At 43.3% G+C, this 18715-nt stretch carries 17 protein-coding genes and 1 rRNA gene; 15 read left to right on the top strand and 3 right to left on the bottom strand.

Annotated elements, in window-relative coordinates:
• Position 1: 1 nt before the first annotated feature.
• From WA407_RS25690 to WA407_RS25630, 13 genes are all read left to right on the top strand, one after another.
• Positions 2-1267 (top strand): MFS transporter, encoded by a 1266-nt coding sequence (locus WA407_RS25690; protein ID WP_235309906.1) that lies wholly within the window; start codon positions 2-4, stop codon positions 1265-1267.
• Between the two features lie 193 nt (positions 1268-1460).
• Complete coding sequence (locus WA407_RS25685) at positions 1461-2564, top strand: DNA alkylation repair protein (protein WP_336078695.1); 1104 nt, start codon at positions 1461-1463, stop codon at positions 2562-2564.
• Between the two features lie 156 nt (positions 2565-2720).
• A protein-coding gene (locus WA407_RS25680; RefSeq protein ID WP_235309905.1) for an IS1182 family transposase occupies positions 2721-4081 on the top strand; the annotation gives its coding sequence in 2 pieces (ribosomal slippage) (positions 2721-3288 and positions 3288-4081; 1362 coding nt in all).
• 242 nt (positions 4082-4323) lie between these two features.
• On the top strand, positions 4324-5913 hold the full coding sequence (locus WA407_RS25675) for an acyl-CoA synthetase (RefSeq protein WP_336078694.1): 1590 nt from the start codon (positions 4324-4326) through the stop codon (positions 5911-5913).
• A 47-nt stretch (positions 5914-5960) separates the two neighbouring features.
• Positions 5961-7193: an aminopeptidase gene (locus WA407_RS25670; RefSeq protein WP_250268279.1), complete on the top strand. Its 1233-nt coding sequence runs from the start codon at positions 5961-5963 to the stop codon at positions 7191-7193.
• Positions 7194-7425: 232 nt separating this feature from the next.
• The gene (locus WA407_RS25665) at positions 7426-8016 is read left to right on the top strand and encodes a TetR/AcrR family transcriptional regulator (RefSeq protein ID WP_023988547.1); all 591 of its coding nucleotides are present in this window, start codon (positions 7426-7428) and stop codon (positions 8014-8016) included.
• Between the two features lie 18 nt (positions 8017-8034).
• Positions 8035-8661: an HXXEE domain-containing protein gene (locus tag WA407_RS25660; RefSeq protein ID WP_336078693.1), complete on the top strand. Its 627-nt coding sequence runs from the start codon at positions 8035-8037 to the stop codon at positions 8659-8661.
• 120 nt (positions 8662-8781) lie between these two features.
• On the top strand, positions 8782-9477 hold the full coding sequence (locus tag WA407_RS25655; RefSeq protein WP_336078692.1) for a DUF4309 domain-containing protein: 696 nt from the start codon (positions 8782-8784) through the stop codon (positions 9475-9477).
• Positions 9478-9627: 150 nt separating this feature from the next.
• A complete protein-coding gene (locus WA407_RS25650; protein WP_069291900.1) occupies positions 9628-10155 on the top strand; it encodes a TetR/AcrR family transcriptional regulator in 528 nt (175 codons plus the stop codon).
• Between the two features lie 212 nt (positions 10156-10367).
• The gene (locus WA407_RS25645; RefSeq protein ID WP_336078691.1) at positions 10368-10958 is read left to right on the top strand and encodes a sulfurtransferase TusA family protein; all 591 of its coding nucleotides are present in this window, start codon (positions 10368-10370) and stop codon (positions 10956-10958) included.
• Complete coding sequence (locus tag WA407_RS25640) at positions 10955-11470, top strand: DsrE/DsrF/DrsH-like family protein (RefSeq protein WP_336078690.1); 516 nt, start codon at positions 10955-10957, stop codon at positions 11468-11470. Before WA407_RS25645 ends, WA407_RS25640 begins: the two co-directional genes overlap by 4 nt.
• Positions 11471-11546: 76 nt before the next feature.
• On the top strand, positions 11547-11813 hold the full coding sequence (locus WA407_RS25635; protein ID WP_013310304.1) for a metal-sensitive transcriptional regulator: 267 nt from the start codon (positions 11547-11549) through the stop codon (positions 11811-11813).
• A gap of 289 nt (positions 11814-12102) precedes the next feature.
• Positions 12103-12795: a YetF domain-containing protein gene (locus WA407_RS25630; protein WP_235309898.1), complete on the top strand. Its 693-nt coding sequence runs from the start codon at positions 12103-12105 to the stop codon at positions 12793-12795.
• 37 nt (positions 12796-12832) lie between these two features.
• On the opposite strand, the gene WA407_RS25625 is transcribed toward WA407_RS25630, so the two are convergent.
• From WA407_RS25625 to WA407_RS25615, 3 genes are read right to left on the bottom strand one after another with little or no spacing between them, the layout of a single operon-like run.
• Positions 12833-13939: a GerAB/ArcD/ProY family transporter gene (locus WA407_RS25625; RefSeq protein ID WP_336078689.1), complete on the bottom strand. Its 1107-nt coding sequence runs from the start codon at positions 13937-13939 to the stop codon at positions 12833-12835.
• A 28-nt stretch (positions 13940-13967) separates the two neighbouring features.
• Positions 13968-15167, bottom strand: a complete 1200-nt coding sequence (locus tag WA407_RS25620) for a Ger(x)C family spore germination protein (RefSeq protein WP_336078688.1) — start codon at positions 15165-15167, stop codon at positions 13968-13970.
• A 9-nt stretch (positions 15168-15176) separates the two neighbouring features.
• Entirely contained in the window at positions 15177-16796 is a 1620-nt protein-coding gene (locus WA407_RS25615; protein ID WP_336078687.1) for a spore germination protein, read from the bottom strand.
• A gap of 234 nt (positions 16797-17030) precedes the next feature.
• On the opposite strand from WA407_RS25615, the gene WA407_RS25610 reads away from it, so the two are divergent.
• Complete coding sequence (locus tag WA407_RS25610) at positions 17031-18191, top strand: trans-sulfuration enzyme family protein (RefSeq protein ID WP_235309894.1); 1161 nt, start codon at positions 17031-17033, stop codon at positions 18189-18191.
• Positions 18192-18651: 460 nt separating this feature from the next.
• Positions 18652-18715, top strand: a 16S ribosomal RNA gene (locus WA407_RS25605); the annotation flags it as partial.

Here is an 18715-nt window from a genome sequence, read left to right as displayed (position 1 = left end):
TGTGAATCAATTGTTTAAGGATCATCGTTTTATCCGTTTCTTTGCTTCCCGTACTTCTGCCAACATCGCGGACAGCATTTATTCTATCGTCCTGCTGTATTTTGTACAGCAATCGACACAGTCGGTGGCGATGACCAGCTTCACGTATACGGCCGTATCTGCGGCGTCGATTTTCAGCTTTCTCGTGGGTCCTTTGGTGGATCGCTATTCACCGCCTTTGTTGGCCAGTATCGCCTTGTTTACGCAGGCTGTGCTCATTTTGGCTGTCCCGTTTCTCATTCAGGACGGGATGGTTAATCTGGTCGCTATCCTTGTTATTGTTTTTATTGCATCCTGCTTCTCTACATTGTTTTATCCGGCCAACAGTAAAATGCTGCCGCAACTGGTAGGCTCGCCGGATTTGATTGTCCGGGCGAATTCCATGATTTCGTCGACGGATCAGGTGATTAATATCGCCGGGTATCTGGCTGGAGCCTCGCTCATTATCGCCATGGGGATGAAAAACACGTTTTTTCTAGCCAGCGCAATGCTGTTTCTGGCAGGCTTTGTGTATATCAGGCTCAGCAAGCAGATCGACGCTCCTGCGATGGAGGACACGAACGGTAAAGGTTCACTGAAGCTGGGGTACTATCTGAGGGAGCTGAAAGAAGGGTATCTTTTTGTAAAACGGAACGCCTTCCTGAGAATTATGCTCCCGTTCTTTGCTTTGACGAATTTTTCGATGGCCATTTTAATTATTGCCCTACCTTCCATTGCGGTATCCTATGGCTCACCGATCTATTACAGCTTACTGTATGTGGCCTATTTTATCGGTATTTTTGTCGGTTCCTTTCTGGTCAGTGTATTGAAAAAGAACGGCATCACCATTGCGGTCTCCTGGGTAGCTATGGGGCTGGCGATCTACGTGTTTTCCATTGTGCCGGAGATGTGGATGAAGCTGCTGGCCGCCCTGTTGCTAGGTATTTTTACAGGCATCATCAATGTACTGCAAACGTCCTTGATTGAAATTATTACCCCGCTGCCGTTAATGGGACGGGTGGCATCCTTTCTAAACACGCTGTCGAGCGCAGCCCTGCCATTGGGAGCCTTGATTGGTGGTCCGCTAGCTTTACGGTTTGCTCTTAGTGAGGTGCTGTTTTTCAGCGGACTGATTACCGCATTGTGCGGCTTGATCATGTTTTTGGTCAAGGATATTCGCCAGTTTGAGATTCCTTCAGAGGAGATTGGAAGAGTAACCCCAACTCCCGTTACTGAGGACATAAGCTAGAGCTTGATCCAAATTCATAAGCTACGCATGCAAAATGCCAGGCCCTCATCACAGGGCCTGGCATTTTTAGTATTTCTGGCTCTGGAACGTAGGAGCTGATCGTTTTAGTGCTGGTGTTGGAGCGCTGTTTATGGTTATCATAGACGAAGGTATGAATCTATCGTTTACATTCGGATACAAAAGGAGATACAAGATGGCTGAACCTTTAAAAAATATATACACAGAGGATTTTCTTCGACTTTTCGGTGAAAAAGTACAGTCTGCGTACAGGCCGTTCGATACCATCGGATTTATCCATCAAGTGATGGATAAAAAATGGGATGAGCTGGAGCTGAAAGAACGAATACGGCGTATTTCGTTAACATTAGGGGCATTTTTGCCCAGTAATTATGAAGAAGCTCAGGGTATTCTTTTTACTATAGATGAGCATTGCAGTGGTTTTCCGTACTTGTTTTTCCCCGATTTTGTGGAGGTGTATGGGCAGGGAGAAGAACATTGGGACCTGTCCATGAAGGCACTGGAGCGATTCACATCTAAGTCCTCTGCGGAGTTCGCCGTAAGACCCTTCCTCCTGCGTGAACCGGAACGGATGATGCAGCAGATGACGACCTGGGCGGGACATCAAAGTGAGCACGTTCGCCGTCTTGCCAGCGAAGGCTGCCGTCCACGGCTACCCTGGGGACAGGCGTTGCCTGTGTTTAAGCGCGATCCTGCTCCAGTATTGGCTGTATTGGAATTATTGAAAGCCGATCCATCACTATATGTACGTAAAAGTGTAGCCAACAACCTGAACGATATTGCCAAGGATCATCCTGATGTGGTCATTGCTACGGCTCAACGGTGGAAAGGGACACATCCTGACACCGATTGGATTGTGCGTCATGGCTGCCGGACCCTGATTCGCAAATCCATCCCTGAAGTGATGGCAATGTTCGGCTATGCGGATGAAACAGACGGGGCACCGTTGGTCACGGGTGCCTCTTTCACCACAGACCCTGCCTTGCTAAGACTCGGTGATAGCTGTGAGTTGAGCTACGCGCTTCAGCTTCGTGGAGGTAACTCGGTACGAGTCCGCATCGAGTACGGCATTGACTTTGTGAAGGCGAGAGGACAAGTCTCACGTAAACTGTTTTTGCTATCTGACAAAACAGTCCCTGGAGGAACCCATCTTACAGGTACACGGACACACCGCTTTGCAGACCTGACAACTCGTCGCCACTATGCGGGAACGCATCGGATTTCGCTGCTCGTAAATGGTCAGGAAGCGGCTTCTACAGCGATAGAACTCCAGCTGTAGATCACGATAGCAGTGAAGAAAAAGAGCCTGAAATCAGGCTCTTTCAGGCTGTCGAGAAAGTCTCGACAGCTTCTTTTATGTTAATTTTATTTAAGACGACACCGCGTTAATGTTGTATAATATAGGTAACTATTGTATAGAACGGACGGTGTTGATATGCTTCGACCTAATCAAGACAAACAACAATCTTTTGAATTGGTTTCTCTGGAAGAACTGGTTCCCCAAGATCATTTGCTTCGCAAAGTGGATACATATATAGACTTCTCCTTTATTCATGAGAAGGTAAGCCCGCTGTATTGTGCGGACAACGGGCGTCCTGCCATTGATCCTACCGTATTGTTTAAAATGATTTTCCTCGGTTATTTCTATGGCATTCGCTCAGAACGGCAACTCGAGCGTGAAATTCAGACGAACTTGGCCTATCGTTGGTTTCTGGGGCTGGGCTTAACCGATAAAGTTCCGGATCATACGACGATTAGCTGGAATCGCCGTACACGCTTTAAAGACACCACGATCTTTCAAGATATCTTCGATGAAATTGTGCTGCAGGCGATCTCTCACCGAATGGTGGGCGGACGTGTTCTCATGACCGATTCCACCCACCTCAAGGCCAATGCCAATAAACATAAGTACACCAAAGAGCAAGTATTGCAGAATACCAAAGACTATATGGACGAGCTTAACGAAGCGGTGAAGGATGACCGGAGAAACCACGGAAAAAAGCGCTAAAATCTCGAGAGGAAGTGAACGAGGAAAAAGAAATAAAAGTAAGCAAAACCGACCCGGACAGCGGCTATATGATCCGTGATGGCAAGCCCGAAGGCTTCTTCTATCTGGACCACCGAACGGTGGATATGAAGTACAATCTCATTACCGATGTGCATGTGACACCGGGAAATGTACATGATTCCGTCCCCTATTTGTCCCGTTTGGACCGCCAACGAGAACGTTTTGGTTTTCAAGTAGAAGCCGTGGCACTAGACTCAGGTTATTTAACGACGCCGATTTGTCGAGGTTTACAAAACCGAAAGATTTTTGCCGTGATTGCTCACCGAAGATTCCATTCCAGACAAGGACTGTTCCCAAAATGGAAGTTTGAATACGATGCCAAACGCAATGTGTATAGATGCCCAGCCCAACAAGAACTGCCCTACCGGACGACGGACCGTAAGGGATACCAGCAGTATGCCTCTGACCCAGCACAGTGTCAGCATTGCCCGTTGCTGAACCAGTGTACCCAGTCTCAAAACCACCGCAAAGTGGTGACTCGGCATGTCTGGGAAGACAGCAAAGAGTGGGTGCGGAGCAACCGGTTGAGCCTATCCGGTAAAAAGCTATACCGCAAACGAAAAGAGACGATTGAGCGAAGCTTCGCGGATGCCAAAGAGCTCCATGGGTTTCGCTATTGCCGTTTGCGCGGTCTTCCAAACGTCAGGGAACAAGCCCTTATGGCGGCAGCCGTGCAGAACATGAAGAAGGTGGCGATCCACCTGGATCGCCTGGAAAAACAGGGGTAACCCCCCCTATTTCCCCAGAGGACAGAGCATTATGATGTAAAAAAGAAACCCACGTCTCAAAATGACGGGGTTTCTCGACAATCTGAAAGAGCCTGAAATCAGGCTCTTTATTTTTATCGATCGCTTTACCCAATTTATTTTTTTTCAAAAATATGATTCTGGTATTAGAACCTGGTACTAAGACGTGTTATACTACAGTAAGAAAGTGGATCTCATCTTATGTATAAAGGGGAAGGTATAATTTGACAGATCAACAACAATGGCTTGCGCCTGAATATTACAATATGACTTCGGAAATGGAACACCATGATGCTAGTAAAACTGCACTCAAGTGGCTGAGTGAGACAGGAGAATACGAAGAAATCACCTACGGAGAGCTGTTGAAAAAGGCTAACCGGCTGGCTGGAGGACTCGCAAATCTGGGATTTAACAAAGGTGATAGGGTTCTGGTCGTAGTACCACGGCGTATTATTGCGTATGTAATTTATCTGGCCTGCTTGAAGCTGGGGCTTGCTGTCATTCCATCTTCAGAAATGCTACGTGCCAAGGATATTGCATATCGTCTCCGCCATTCGGAAGCGCGCGCAGTCATTGCCTGGACCGGAGTAACAAGCGAAGTGGACAAAATAAATGATGATTTGCCTGCTCTGGACTATCGTATCGTGGTCTCCGGGGACGACACGGCAGATGTATCTGGCTGGCTCGTGCTGAATGAGCTAATGGATGGACAGGAAGATACTTTTGAAGCTGTGAAGACGCACCGTGACGACATGGCCATTCTGGCCTATACTTCGGGCACCACAGGAAATCCTAAAGGTGTTGTACATAGCCATGGCTGGGGATATGCCCATCTGCGGATAACATCACCATGGTTGGATATTCGAGCTTCAGACGTAGTATGGGCTACAGCTGCACCAGGATGGCAAAAGTGGATTTGGAGTCCGTTTTTATCAGTACTGGGGAATGGAGCGACCGGATTCGTATATAATGGTCCGTTTCGTCCGGGTCGCTATTTGCAGTTCATGCAGCAGTACGGAATCCAAGTGTTGTGCTGTACGCCGACAGAATACCGGATTATGGCGAAAACGGATGGTTTGGATCAATATGATCTATCCCAATTGCGCAGCGCAGTTTCTGCGGGAGAGCCTCTCAATCAGGAGGTTATTAATAAGTTTCAGGAGCAGTTCAACATTACGATTCGTGACGGCTACGGTCAAACAGAGAGCACATTAATTATTGGTAATTTAAAGGATGCACCTCTGCGCACAGGCTCGATGGGCAAATCTATTGCAACGGGACTCGTTGAGGTCGTAGACGAGGATGGCATTCCACTGGCTCCGGGGCAAGTGGGCGATATTGCGGTACGCGCTGATCTGCCGGCATTATTCCATACGTATTACCATGATCCAGAACGCAAATTAGCTAGTGTCCACGGAGATTATTTTGTTACGGGAGACCGAGCTCGCAAAGATGAGGATGGATATTTCTGGTTCGAAGGACGTGGGGATGATATCATTATCAGTTCTGGCTATACCATTGGTCCTTTTGAAGTAGAGGAAGCGCTTATGAAGCATGACTCCGTGCAGGAATGTGCTGCTGTAGCCAGCCCTGACGAAATCCGTGGACATGTTGTAAAAGCTTTTGTCGTACTCAAAGCTGGGGTAGAAGGATCACCGGCGTTAGTGAAGGAACTGCAACATCATGTGAAAACATGGACGGCGCCTTATAAATATCCACGAAAAATAGAGTTTATTCAAGAGCTTCCTAAAACTAGCTCTGGCAAAATACGAAGAGTGGAGCTACGTGAACTGGAGAAGCAATCCGTACTGTAGTGATGAAATCATTCAATATAATCAAAAGGGAACAGGAGCGTGGAAAAATGAGTACATTTGAATCATTGTTGGAGCAATACGCAGAACTGGTCGTAAGAGTAGGGGTTAACATTCAGCCCGGACAGGTGTTTTTGGTAACTGCACCACTGGAAACTGTTGAGTTTACACGCCTGATTGTCAGCAAAGCCTATGAAGCAGGCGCTAAATATGTACAGGTAGAGTTCGAGGATGATTCCATCACACGTAGTCGTTTTGAACATGGTGACGAAGCCAGCTTTGATTACTACCCTGCTTGGAAGGCAGAAATGATGGAGAAATTTGCTGAAGAGGGTGGAGCCACACTAACGATTAAAGTGCCGAACCCAGATTTATATCAAGGCATTGATCCACAAAAGGTATCTCGTGCGACTAAGGCGGCAGCTACGGCGAGAGAAGGTTTTTCCAAATATACCCGAAATCATAAAATTAGCTGGTGTTTGATTAAAGCGCCGACGAAGGCTTGGGCCGATAAAGTATTTGCAGATGTAGCAGAAGAGGATCGTATACGTGTCATGTGGGATACAATCTTCCAAATGAACCGTGTAGATGGCTCTGATCCTATTCAGAATTGGCAGAAACATTTGAAAAACCTTGAACAGGTACAAGACAAGCTGAATCATAAAAAGTATAAAAGCCTCCATTATCGTGCACCAGGAACGGATTTGAGAATTGAACTGGCTGACGGTCATATTTGGCGCAGCGGTGGTGGTGAGAACGAGCACGGAGATTATTTTGTCGCGAATATGCCGACAGAAGAAGTGTTCACGATGCCTAAGCGTACAGGTGTGAATGGTCATGTCACAAGTACCATGCCACTCAATTTAAATGGACAACTGGTGGATCGCATAACGTTTACCTTTAAGGACGGTAAAGTCACTGAATATACAGCAGAATCCGGCGAGCAGCATCTGACTCATTTGCTCGCTACGGATGAAGGGGCCAGCTATTTGGGAGAAGTTGCACTGGTGCCGCACGATTCACCGATTTCCAATCTCAATCGCATTTTTTACAATACAGGTATCGACGAAAATGCCTCCTGCCATTTGGCTCTAGGCAGTGCGTATCCATTTAATATGGAAAATGGGACACAAATGAACCGGGAGGAGCTGCTCCAGAACGGTGCCAATGTCAGCCTGACTCATGTGGACTTCATGATCGGCTCAGCTGAGCTGGATATTGACGGCGAATTGCAAGACGGAAGCAAAGAAGCCGTGTTCCGCAAAGGAAATTGGGCTATTTAGGCCTTTTTTCAATCTCCATTCAATCGACCCGCAAACGATCTCATTCGTTATGCGGGTTTTTCTATTCTCTAAATCTCAAATTGCTGCTTGTTTTGTGAAATATAAAGTGCTGAACTGAGTTCAAACAGTAATTTAAACAACGTTTTAATTATTGTTTGAAAAGTCATTTACATAAAATCGTCCCATTTCATTCATCCCGTTATGATTGGACGAAACTGGAGGAGGAAAAACATTGAATCACCCAGACAAAAAACAACAAACCAAGGAAAAAATCTTAGATGCTACGCTGGAATTTATTCAAAAGGAAGGTTTTGAGGCAGTTACAATCCGGAAAATTGCCGACCTGTCTGCTACTAATATTTCTTTAGTTAATTATTATTTTGGCTCCAAGGAAAATCTGCTCAGTGAAGCTATTGAAGTGATATTAAATGGCTTTCAGCACACCTTTTCTATTTTGGACAATACAGCGATGCCTCCCCAAGATAGACTGAAACAATTTTTACTTAACTATCTGCAGGTCATTCGTCAATATCCAGAGCTTCTTTCGCGAATTATTGCCATGGGCAGCACGCCCTTTACATCTCAACAGGAATACGGAAGGTTTTTAAACATAATGGGATTTCCAAAGGTTCAGAGCACGATCAAGGAGCTGACAGGTGAGCAACAGCCGGAGCGCTTGTTAGCGATGATGCTGCAAATATTTGGAGCTATTTTTCTGCCTGCACTGATGAGTCCAATTCTTGAATCAGGGGCAGTTGTGGAAATACCTTCAATAGAGGAACAATTAAATCTGCTGTTCGAAAGATATTTTGATCAAAAATAAATCATAGGGGTGACTAATATGATACTTTTGAGAAAATATTGGCAAGATGCAGGGGCTATAATCGGTGTGGTTGTATGTATTGTTTTACTTATGAATCCAGCTATCCTTTCGGATATAACAGGCATGTTATGGTTGAGTTTTGTGGCTATATTGTTTCATCAATTTGAGGAGTACCGCTGGCCTGGATATTTTGCTGGTTTATTTAACAAAGTTATGTTTAAAAGTGACACACCGGATCTTTACCCCTTAAACACTCAATCAGCGATGATTATCAATGTGGCAATTGCCTATGTGTTTTATCTGCTTCCCGTATGGTTTCCGCAAGTAATCTGGCTTGGACTCGCACCAGTTTTTATGGGATTCTTTCAGGTCGTTTGGCACGGCATCGTTGTCAATATTAAAGCAAAAACCTTATATAATCCTGGCTTGTTTACGGCACTTCTCCTTCATGTTCCAGTCGGAATCTGGTATATTCATGAAATAGTACAGCGAGACATCCCAACGGCAATAGACTGGATTGCGGGTACGATCTACTTTGTTTTTGCTGTATACATCTCCATCATTAAAGGGAATATGTGGTTGAAGGAGAGTGACTCTCCTTACTCCTTTTCTAAACAACAGCTGGGAGCTTATGGTCGTAAATAGGGTATGTTAGAAAATCATCAATGTCCTTGTTTACAAGTTGGAAACAAGTAGAGGTATTCCGGAAATGAGGTTCGGTTACACTTGGTTTGTACCCAAGAACAAGGAAAGAGTGATCTTATAATGAAGCATACACATCAATCTTATGATCGTAAAAAGTTGGCTTACAAGCTAATCACCACTAGTGCTTTATTGGCTATAGGTTTTGCTGTGATGACAGGATGCAGCAATAGCGGGGAGGAAAAATCAACTGCTCCTACTAAAGCCGAAACAGTCACACCACCTGCTAGTTCTACAGATCAAAACACGGACCTCAATACTAATGGCCAAGACTCAACCTCTACCCATCAAGAACCTGCCAGTAGTACAGCTTCACCTCACGGTAAACACAGCTCCGCAGCTGCTATACTCAGCGCAGCCAAGCAGGGGACCTTACCGAATTTGCCTAAAGGTCTTGGCTTGGGAACTAGTAGCGATTTGTTATTTGACCTGTGGGGGAAATCCGAGTCAGGTTCTACAGGTCCTATGAGAAGCTATGCTAAGTATCATACAGACATCATGCTGGATGGAAGCGATAAAGTTACAGAAATTACATCTTTCGATCCAGACTATAAGAAGTTGCTTATCAAACAAGTTGTTGACGAATTGGGCGAACCTACGGAAACCGTTGACACCTCTAGAGACATACCTGACACAGCAGAAGCTAATTATACGATCAATAACACATCAGGACTTAGTTATTATTTAGTATTTTCCTATCAAACCAAAACGCAAAAGATCAATTATATCCGAATATATTTTAACTCTAAAAAACCATAATTGGATGTATATAACAGAGTCGTTTCCGTCAGAATTGCGGAGGCGACTTTGTTCAAACTCATTGCATTTTTAGGTTATGTTGTTTATACTGATTTGTAATTGATTAATCACTAATCAGAAAACTGTGCTAAATAAAAGGATGAAAAAAACATGGCTAAAGCTACGTCAACCTCTATAAATCGCCAAAAGGAAATCATATCTGCTGCTATTGAAGTGTTTGCAGAGATGGGCTACTACCGAGCTACAACAGCCAAAGTTGCGGAACGGGCCAATATTTCTCAGCCTTACGTCTTTCGTTTTTTCGCTACCAAGGAAGCGTTGCTTGTTGAAGCCTTGAAGGTTTCATTTGCACGTATCATAGAATCTTTTCACAGCGTCATTCATTCGGCCTCATCTGAACAGCTCGAGCAAGAGCTAATTGCAGCCTATTCGCAAATGATGATGGAATACCGCAATGAAACACTTTTGCAAATGCAGGCGCAGACGATTCGCGAGGATGAGGTCGTAAGCGTGATGCAGCAAGGATTCCGTGAAATTCATACAACGGTCTATGATGCTTTCCGACGGGCAGGTATTGAACAAGCAATGGAAAGAACGATGCTTTTTCTTGCCAGAGGTATGCTGTGCAATATTTCGATGTCGCTGGATCTGCCAGAACTGATGAAAAAAGACGATTAATTTGGGTTTATGCATTAGAGTCGCGTTTTTGCGCGGCTTTTTTGCTTTTAATTTTATTTTGTTCAAGACATGATTTCGTTTGCTACTGAGAAAAAACGGCCAAATAAGTTGACAAGAGAAGCGAGTCTCGTTATCCTAATACCCATAGGGGTATATGTATAAAGAGGTTTAACTAAGCTAAGCCCCCTCAAAAAACAGACGGAGGTACTACAATGTCATCAATTAACAATATCCAAGCAGATCGTATTCTTGATTGCAAAGGGCTAGCTTGCCCTATGCCTATAGTAAGAACAAAAAAGGCTATGAATGAGCTCGTTCCCGGAAAGATTATGGAGGTTCAGGCGACTGACAAAGGTTCATTAGCCGATTTTCAGAGCTGGGCCAAAAACACCGGACATCAATATTTGGGCACTCTCCAAGAAGGAGATGTAATGCGACATTATTTACGCAAAGCAAATCCGGCTGAAGTGAAGAAGGAGCAAATATTTTCTTCTACGATAAACTATGAAGAGCTACAAGCAAAATGTTCTGGAAACGAGAACTTCATTTTGCTTGATGTTCGTGAACCCGCTGAATTTGCGCTTAAACATATCCCTGGATCTAAGCACATCCCTCTTGGCGAACTGGAGAACAGACTCTCTGAACTGAACTTGGAAGAAGAAATCGTAGTGATCTGCCAAGCTGGAGCACGCAGTGAAATGGCTTGTCAGCTATTAGTTTCCAAAGGCGCTAATAAAGTCAAATCTGTACTTTCAGGCATATCCGAATGGGCTGGAGAGACTACGGGAAGCGAATCCATATGAGTACGACAGCAGAAATTTATACAAATAATCAAGAATATGCTCAGCCCAAAACAACGATTGTATTATTCAGCGGGGAGCTGGATAAGGCGATTGCTGCATTCATTATTGCGAATGGAGCGGCAGCATATGATCATGAGGTAACTATTTTCTTTACTTTTTGGGGGCTAAATACGTTACGCAAGGATGAAATCGTGAGCACCAATAAGGGAATGCTCGAAAAAGCCTTTGGCTGGATCATGCCTCGTGGACCCAAAAAGCTTGCACTATCCAAAATGAATTTTGCCGGACTTGGTCCACAGATGATCAAGCATGTCATGAAAAAGCACAATGCGCTTTCCTTGCCGCAGCTTATAGAGTTGGCACGAGAGCAGGGGATCAAGCTCGTCGCCTGTACCATGACCATGGATTTGTTAGGGCTGCAGCAAGAAGAGCTAATCGAAGGTTTGGAATATGCTGGAGTAGCCGCCTACTTGGGGGATGCTTCGCAGGGCAAGGTGAATCTATTTATTTAGGGTATCCTATTTATTTTTTTGGTTTATAATATACCTATACGTGTATATGGTAAGTCAAAAAAGGAGTGCATTACTTATGGATTACAATTACAGTGATGAACTGAAAACGCGCCTGAGGAGGATTGAGGGACAGGTGCGTGGGGTACTTCGTTTAATGGATGAAGGAAAATCGTGCAAAGACGTCGTTAGCCAGTTATCTGCCGTACGTAACGCATCAGATAAAGCGATTGCCCAAATTGTAGCAGAGAATCTGCAACGATGTATATTGGAAGAGCAAGAGGCTGGAGGAGACACGGATAAGCTGGTTAAAGAAGCGATTCAGCTTCTTGTGAAAAGTAGATAATCCTGACTCCAGAGTCCAAGCTAGCGGGCAATGATGTCACTATGCACAAAATTACGGGAGCTGGCATATTGCCTTTAACCAGCCACATATATTGAACGTGGTTAAGAGTTTTTTGATAAACATCTGAAAGATTAAAATTATATAATAGCCGTAATTAAAAAGTTCGCTGCCTCAAGTTGGTAGCGGGCTTTTTTAATCGTACAATTTTAGGAATAAGCCTCTGTTTATGCTGAGGTAGACAGGTGTAAATAACACAAAAGGAAAACAACTTCTTCCGGGAGGCATACTTATGGAGGTATTTGTTACGATTGGTGTCAAATTGATCATCAGCTTTTTTGGCTTGTGGATCATTACTTTTATTACAGGTCGGAAAACACTCAGTCAGTTAACACCACTCGATTTCCTAACATCATTGGTGTTAAGCGAAATTGTGGGAAATACGTTATATGACGATAAGGTAACCATTGGGCAGCTATTGTTTGCTTTGGCACTATGGTGCGCGCTGGCCTACTTTTTTGAAAAGGCGACGACCCGTTTTGTGAAATTTGGCTATATGGCAGAAGGTCGAACAGTGCTGCTCGTGGATAAGGGCCAGGTCAATCAAGAGATGCTTGAAAAATATGATATAGAATTTACACAGTTGCTCACCATGCTGCGCCAGCAAAATATTTTTTCTCTACGTGAGGTCTGGTATGCCACGTTAGAGACGAACGGTTCATTGTCAGTCATGCGCAAACCCGAATACGAGCCACCTGCTGCTCAGGATATGGGAATAGATGCACAGCCTGATCTATTTTCTGTTACTGTCATTGATAAGGGAAGGTTGCTAAATGAATCTATGCGTGGGAAAACAATCGATATAAAGCTAATAAAAGCGAAGACGCGAGAGCAGGGATATGATAGTATCGACGAGATTGCCTATGCAGAGCTTAGCGAGGATGGAACGCTCCATATAGTGCCGATGAAAGAGAATAAAAATTAAAAAAGTGGTGGATCTATTTAAATGAATGATCATCTCCTCATGAAGAGGACTGTTTATTTGTCTTTTTTCTTTTTTCAATAACAATAAAGGTGAATAGTAACAAAGGAAGAAAAATTTGAAAAATAGGAAACCAGGAATTAAGAACAAATTTTCGACCGATTACCATGTGATGAATATAGTTAGGCGACAAAAAAGAAAGACCATAAATAAGTGCTGCAAGGGGAAGAATCCATTTTTTAAATCCGACTCCGGTTATTTTTTCAAGTCCTATCACAGCACCATTAAAAAATAAAGACATTTTGATGATCAAGCCAAGAAAAAGAAGCAAGGTGAAAAGGGCATCCATTCGTTCGAACAGATCTGCTAATTCAATCAACTGAACGGCTTCCAAAAGAGGAAGTGTGCTATTTGCAGCGATCTTGGGTCCGAGAACAAAAATATCCAATTGATTAACAAATGTTAGAGCAAGTGCGGTCATTATATAGGCAAAGGAAACGGGTTTTGTGAGATTCCGGCCTTTATGTACAAGCGGATAAAATACAAGAAATAACACAGTTTGTCCGAATGGAAAGGAGATAAGCTCAGGAATAGCGGCTTTAAATATGGGGTTCCATCCTTCCTCTAAAACCGGAAGGGAATTTTCCAAGTGAAAGAGACCAGTTGCCGGAATTAATATACTAATTATGGCGTATCCAAGTACAAAAAAAGGGAAAAGGAATAAGCAAAATAAGAAAAATGCTTTGTAGCCGTAACGAACCGTGTTGGATACAACCACGATTGTGATCAAGATGATGATCCACAAAGGGGTTTGGCGGAGCAGAGTCATTACGGTCACCTCGCCTAAATCGCGTATGTTCCGAGAAGCTTCATATGTAAAATACATCACAAAAAGTAAATTGATGAGTGTACCCACATATTTCCCTGTGTAACGGCGAAACAACATGAACAAATCTAATTCAGGATCTTGATGGTGAATAGCAAGATGGAGCATTAGCAGAAGAAGTCCTGCTAATGCTCCTATCAACATGACTAACCAAGCATCTTGCTTTGCTTCAGCCCCCATTAAAAACAAAGTTGTACTTCCAACTTCAAATAAAGACATACAAATGATCAGCTCGGATACTCGGATTGTATTTTGACGCATTGCTTCATTTCACCTCTCCCTGTTTATTTCATTTCAACAGTTCGTTAAAAGATTTTTCGAATAATCCTGGACGTGCAAGCTTCATTTTTACACCTATTTTTATATCCATGTTTGCGAACTCTTCAGGCCATGTCTCTTTTATTTTTTTCCAGTCTTTTGGGTACTTGTGATGAATTTTATTTCCGACACCAATAAGGTCGATATTCTTTTGCTGTAAGGCTTTCCAGCCTTCCTGAATTTGCAGTTTGATCGTTTCTGCTGCTTGCATCTGCAATTGACCTATACTTTGCATATCTTTCATTTCTCTTTGCGAAGAGGCTGACAGAAGATCCCCGGTAGCTTTAACGTCAACGTTGAGGTAATAATGATTTAAATTCTTGATTGGTGTAACCTTAACCTTGGCTTTCCGGATGAGGAAAGCGGACGTAACATTCCCATCCACATAGTTTACAGTAGTGTTTTTAATCTGGTTGTTTAACCATGAAACCCCTATACTTTCCTTTTCATTTAGGAAGCCGACTCTCTTGTCTTTCTGAAAAATGCTTAAGCCCGATAACTTGAGTTTATTTTTGGCGGAGGTTTCCTTGAAAACATCAACAGAGTCTAGTTTCTCCGGCTCGGAACCCTCAAGAGATATTTCTGGAACTCCGGCTGCACTATCGGAGCTAATTTTCGAAATAAATTCATACATGGATATTGCAGGGTAAATTGATCCTAATTTGCTATTTCTTTCTATAATCTTTTCTAAAGCTTGACCAGGAATTTTCTCTGGTGGTACAAGCTTTTTTAAAAAATTACGAGCCTCTCCGTTGGCAATGAATACTTTTACAGTTTCTCGTGAATCAAGGTTGCGGAGGTAAATATCAATAATCTCTTCAATGCCTTGTTCTGCTGCTTTTTTTCCAATAACGAGTATATTATTTTGGGCAAAATATAGTTTGCGTGGGTATTCCAGGCTACTCTTCGTAACGGTCTCTCTCAATGTTTTTCCATGTGTAGAAAAGGTATGTACAGCGCTTTGCGATGCCCCGGTGGAAGAACCACCTGATCCAGTCGTCATGGCTGATGGAATTATAATTTGATAGGTATTGATCCAGTCGCCCTTATGTCCATCAATTCCAGTTGCTGTTGTGATGGCTAATTCGTTCAATTCTGTTCGATCTACGCACCCTGTAAGTAATAACCCTGCAATAAACAGAACATAACTAACTCTTAATTGCCGCACCATTGATCTCTCCTATTTTTGGGTATCAGACTTATGATCACCTTCGGTATCATCCGAACTAGCAGGGTATTGGTGAGCTGCCTGTCTTGTCTCATTATGACCTGATTTTTCGCTAGGTCTGGTTTTCATAGCCCACCACGGAGCTCTGATGATAAGGTCCTTCATATTAGATTTAAAGGTGGGGCTGTAGGGCACAAAATAATCAACTCCGAATGATTTGAGAGATACAAGATGAACAAGAAGGGGGATAATTCCGATCAGAATACCGAATAATCCCAGAGCCCCTGCCAGTAGCATAAGTGCAAAACGCAACAACCTGACTGCTGAAGCCATACCAAAATACGGGATGACAAAGTTCGATATAGCAGTGAAGGCAACAACGATAACCATTGCACCTGAGACCAGTCCAGCTTGCACCGCCGCCTGCCCGATAACCAGAGCTCCTACGATGGAAACGGCTGGTCCGATGACCCGTGGCATTCGCACACCTGCTTCACGAATCACTTCAAACATTAATTCCATCATTAATGCTTCCAATAATGCAGGAAAAGGAGTTCCTTCCCGTTGAGCCATCAGCGTAATCAACAGCGTGGTGGGGATCATTTCCTGTTGGAAAGTCGTCAATGCTATAAATAGAGAGGGAAGCAACAATGAGACTAGAAAAGATACTACACGAAGAGCCCTTAAAAAAGTTGAAATGTCATATCTCTGGTAGTAGTCTTCCGCCGTTTGAAAGAAATTAAAGAAGGTTACAGGTGCAATCAGAGCGAATGGCGTCCCATCAACCAGGACAGCTACTTGTCCGTCTAAAAGGCTACCTGCGACTGTATCCGGACGCTCTGAGTTTAGCATGGTGGGAAAGAGACTAAGTGGTTCATCCTGTATAAATTCTTCGATGTAGCCACTTTCAAGTATGCTGTCTGTATCAATGGATTGAAGCCGTTTTGTAATTTCCTGTATGACTTCTGGATTAGCGACATTTTCAATGTAAGCTAACATGACTTTGGTTTGTGTATATCGCCCAATAACGTGACTTTCAAATTTAAGGTCAGGTGTCCGCAATTTTCTTCTGATCAGTGTAATGTTGGTTGAGATATCCTCCGTAAATCCTTCTTTTGGACCCCGAACTACCGTTTGGGTACTGGGTTCCTGAATAGCACGCCTTGTTCCACCTGCGATGGAAACTGCCAGCGCATATGTACTTCCGTCGATAGCAATGACAGCATTGCCAGATAGGATAGATTGATAAACTTCATTTTGTGAGTGTATCATTTGAATATTTCCTGACGGGATTGTTCTTTTTAATAGCGAAATTGCGGTATTTTCTTCAAGCTTAAAAGAAGCTGTGGAGACTGTCTCTGTAATTAAGCCCTCGATCAAATCGGAAAGCAAGTTCTGATCAATCAGTCCTTCAATATAACAAACGGCAAATTGGCCGGCATGAGTAGGACTTTCGGGAAAATCACGAATAATAAAGTCAGAACTTTGCCCAAGTTTAAATTTGAGCAAAGATAGAGTATGTGCTAATGATGGATTTATAGGTTCTGAAGAGGCTTGCTGTTTGGATTTTTCGATATCCTGTGTGTACCTTTTTCCAGGTTTCAGAACATTTCTAATCCAACGTTTTAACACAAGTGAACCCCCTCTTTATTGATAAAGCATATCTTTGCCCTGCAACCTCAAAATATACGTTGTTTTTATGAATTGGATACTTAGTGAAAGACATTTGGAAGCCTCATAATTCTCCAAATTTCGCAATCAACCACCACAGGGTCTAGAGGAGTTTACATTATAGAATATTTGAGTTCCGGATTGAGGAGACTACCACATATGGGTTTGAAATTTTTCAGAAAGTGGTGATCAGGTTTGAGTTTCTCAGATGATCAGCTCATCTGTTTTGGGTTTGAGGACAAACTAGGGTATTTTGCTAAGGCTGCTGTTCCTCCTATTTATGAGACTGCTCCATTTTTCTTTGATACCTACGAAGATTATGCTGAAGCAGCTAATAATGAAAAGGAGCATTATGTCTATTCGAGAGGAACCAATCCTACCGTTCGGATTGCAGAACAAATGATTGCTGCGCTGGAAGGTGGGGAGGATTGCAAGTGCTTTGCCTCCGGAATGGCTGCTATCAGTGCCGCTCTAATGTGTAGCTTATCCGCAGGGGATCATCTGATTCTGGTCGGACACATATATGAAACTTCCGTCAGCCTAGCCAAATACTTAACGAAGTTCCATATAAACTACACCATTGTACATTCGACTTCTACAGAAGCAGTCGCTGGTGCCATCAAACCGCAGACCCGTGCTATTCTTATGGAGTCTCCTACCTCATTCACATTCGATATGGTAAATATTCAGGAGGTAACTTCGCTTTCCAAAGAGAAGGGTATACGCACAATCATAGATAATTCATGGGCTACACCCCTTTTCCAAAAACCATTAGAATGGGGCGTAGATATCGTTGTTCACTCCGCATCCAAGTACTTGGGTGGTCATAATGATTTAATTGCAGGGGCAGTGATCGCTTCTAAAGAGATAATAAACCGTATGTATGCTGAAGAGTATGAGTTGATTGGCGGCTCGTTGGGCCCTTTTGAAGCCTGGCTACTCATTCGGGGGCTAAGAACACTCCCGCTCCGAATGGAAGCCCATCAGAGAAACGCTTTGTTGGTTGCTCGTTTTCTATCAGATCATCCGGCCATTTCCAAAGTGAATCATCCCGGACTTCCTTCTCATCCACAACATGAGCTCGCATGTAGACAGCTCAAAGGCTATGCCGGATTATTCAGTTTTGAACTAAAGGATTCGACTTATGAGGATATATGTAGAGTGATCAATAAACTGCGACTGATCCGGATCGGTGTATCTTGGGGGTCCATGGAGAGTCAGGTGATCTCACCAAACTACGGCTTCAATAAGCAGAGTCTAAAAAAACAACACATGCCTGAATCGCTTATCCGCTTGGCTGTAGGGCATGAGCCTGCTGAACTTTTGATACAGGATTTAGCTACAGCTTTAAGCTAAACGAACATTTCAGGATTTTATCATAAAAGCTAAAGCAGCAGCTCATCCAATACATAAAGAGCTTCTGCTTTTCTGATTTATGACGTTTATACCTGATCAACTTTGCACTTCAAGTAGGAGATAAGAGAGTTTCGGTTATTACAGGTAAATCATCGTGTATTGGAGTATTTTAATAAAAACTACACCGTGTAGAAATACAAATTAGCAAACTGGTAAATATTACAACTTGCCTGATAGGTATACACGTGATAAATTATATATCCAGCCAGTTAAACGGCTGTTGATTTGATCTTTGAAAACTGAACAACGAGTGAGTATGGATTTTGTTTACAAAATCCAACGCAGAAATTTTGGTACATGCCATTAGGTTGTATGAAATGGAAGCGAAAATGAGATGTTTTATCTCGTCAGTTTCAACATGAGCTTATCGCTCTTTCTATAAACCAACTTCGGTTGGTCTTTAATGGAGAGTTTGATCCTGGCTCAGGACGAACGCTGGCGGCGTGCCTAATACATGCAAGTCG

It is taken from the genome of Paenibacillus sp. 203 (assembly GCF_037027525.1).
In the GTDB taxonomy this organism is placed as follows: domain Bacteria; phylum Bacillota; class Bacilli; order Paenibacillales; family Paenibacillaceae; genus Paenibacillus; species Paenibacillus polymyxa_B.
This window is presented reverse-complemented; position numbering and strand designations above follow the sequence as displayed.

Excerpts from the sequence above, each read along its gene's own strand:
- WA407_RS25685 (WP_336078695.1), top strand. The coding sequence starts at position 1,461 with ATGGCTGAACCTTTAAAAAATATATACACAGAGGATTTTCTTCGACTT.
- WA407_RS25670 (WP_250268279.1), top strand. The coding sequence starts at position 5,961 with ATGAGTACATTTGAATCATTGTTGGAGCAATACGCAGAACTGGTCGTA.
- WA407_RS25660 (WP_336078693.1), top strand. The coding sequence starts at position 8,035 with ATGATACTTTTGAGAAAATATTGGCAAGATGCAGGGGCTATAATCGGT.
- WA407_RS25655 (WP_336078692.1), top strand. The coding sequence starts at position 8,782 with ATGAAGCATACACATCAATCTTATGATCGTAAAAAGTTGGCTTACAAG.
- WA407_RS25650 (WP_069291900.1), top strand. The coding sequence starts at position 9,628 with ATGGCTAAAGCTACGTCAACCTCTATAAATCGCCAAAAGGAAATCATA.
- WA407_RS25645 (WP_336078691.1), top strand. The coding sequence starts at position 10,368 with ATGTCATCAATTAACAATATCCAAGCAGATCGTATTCTTGATTGCAAA.
- WA407_RS25640 (WP_336078690.1), top strand. The coding sequence starts at position 10,955 with ATGAGTACGACAGCAGAAATTTATACAAATAATCAAGAATATGCTCAG.
- WA407_RS25635 (WP_013310304.1), top strand. The coding sequence starts at position 11,547 with ATGGATTACAATTACAGTGATGAACTGAAAACGCGCCTGAGGAGGATT.
- WA407_RS25630 (WP_235309898.1), top strand. The coding sequence starts at position 12,103 with ATGGAGGTATTTGTTACGATTGGTGTCAAATTGATCATCAGCTTTTTT.
- WA407_RS25625 (WP_336078689.1), bottom strand. The coding sequence starts at position 13,939 with ATGCGTCAAAATACAATCCGAGTATCCGAGCTGATCATTTGTATGTCT.
- WA407_RS25620 (WP_336078688.1), bottom strand. The coding sequence starts at position 15,167 with ATGGTGCGGCAATTAAGAGTTAGTTATGTTCTGTTTATTGCAGGGTTA.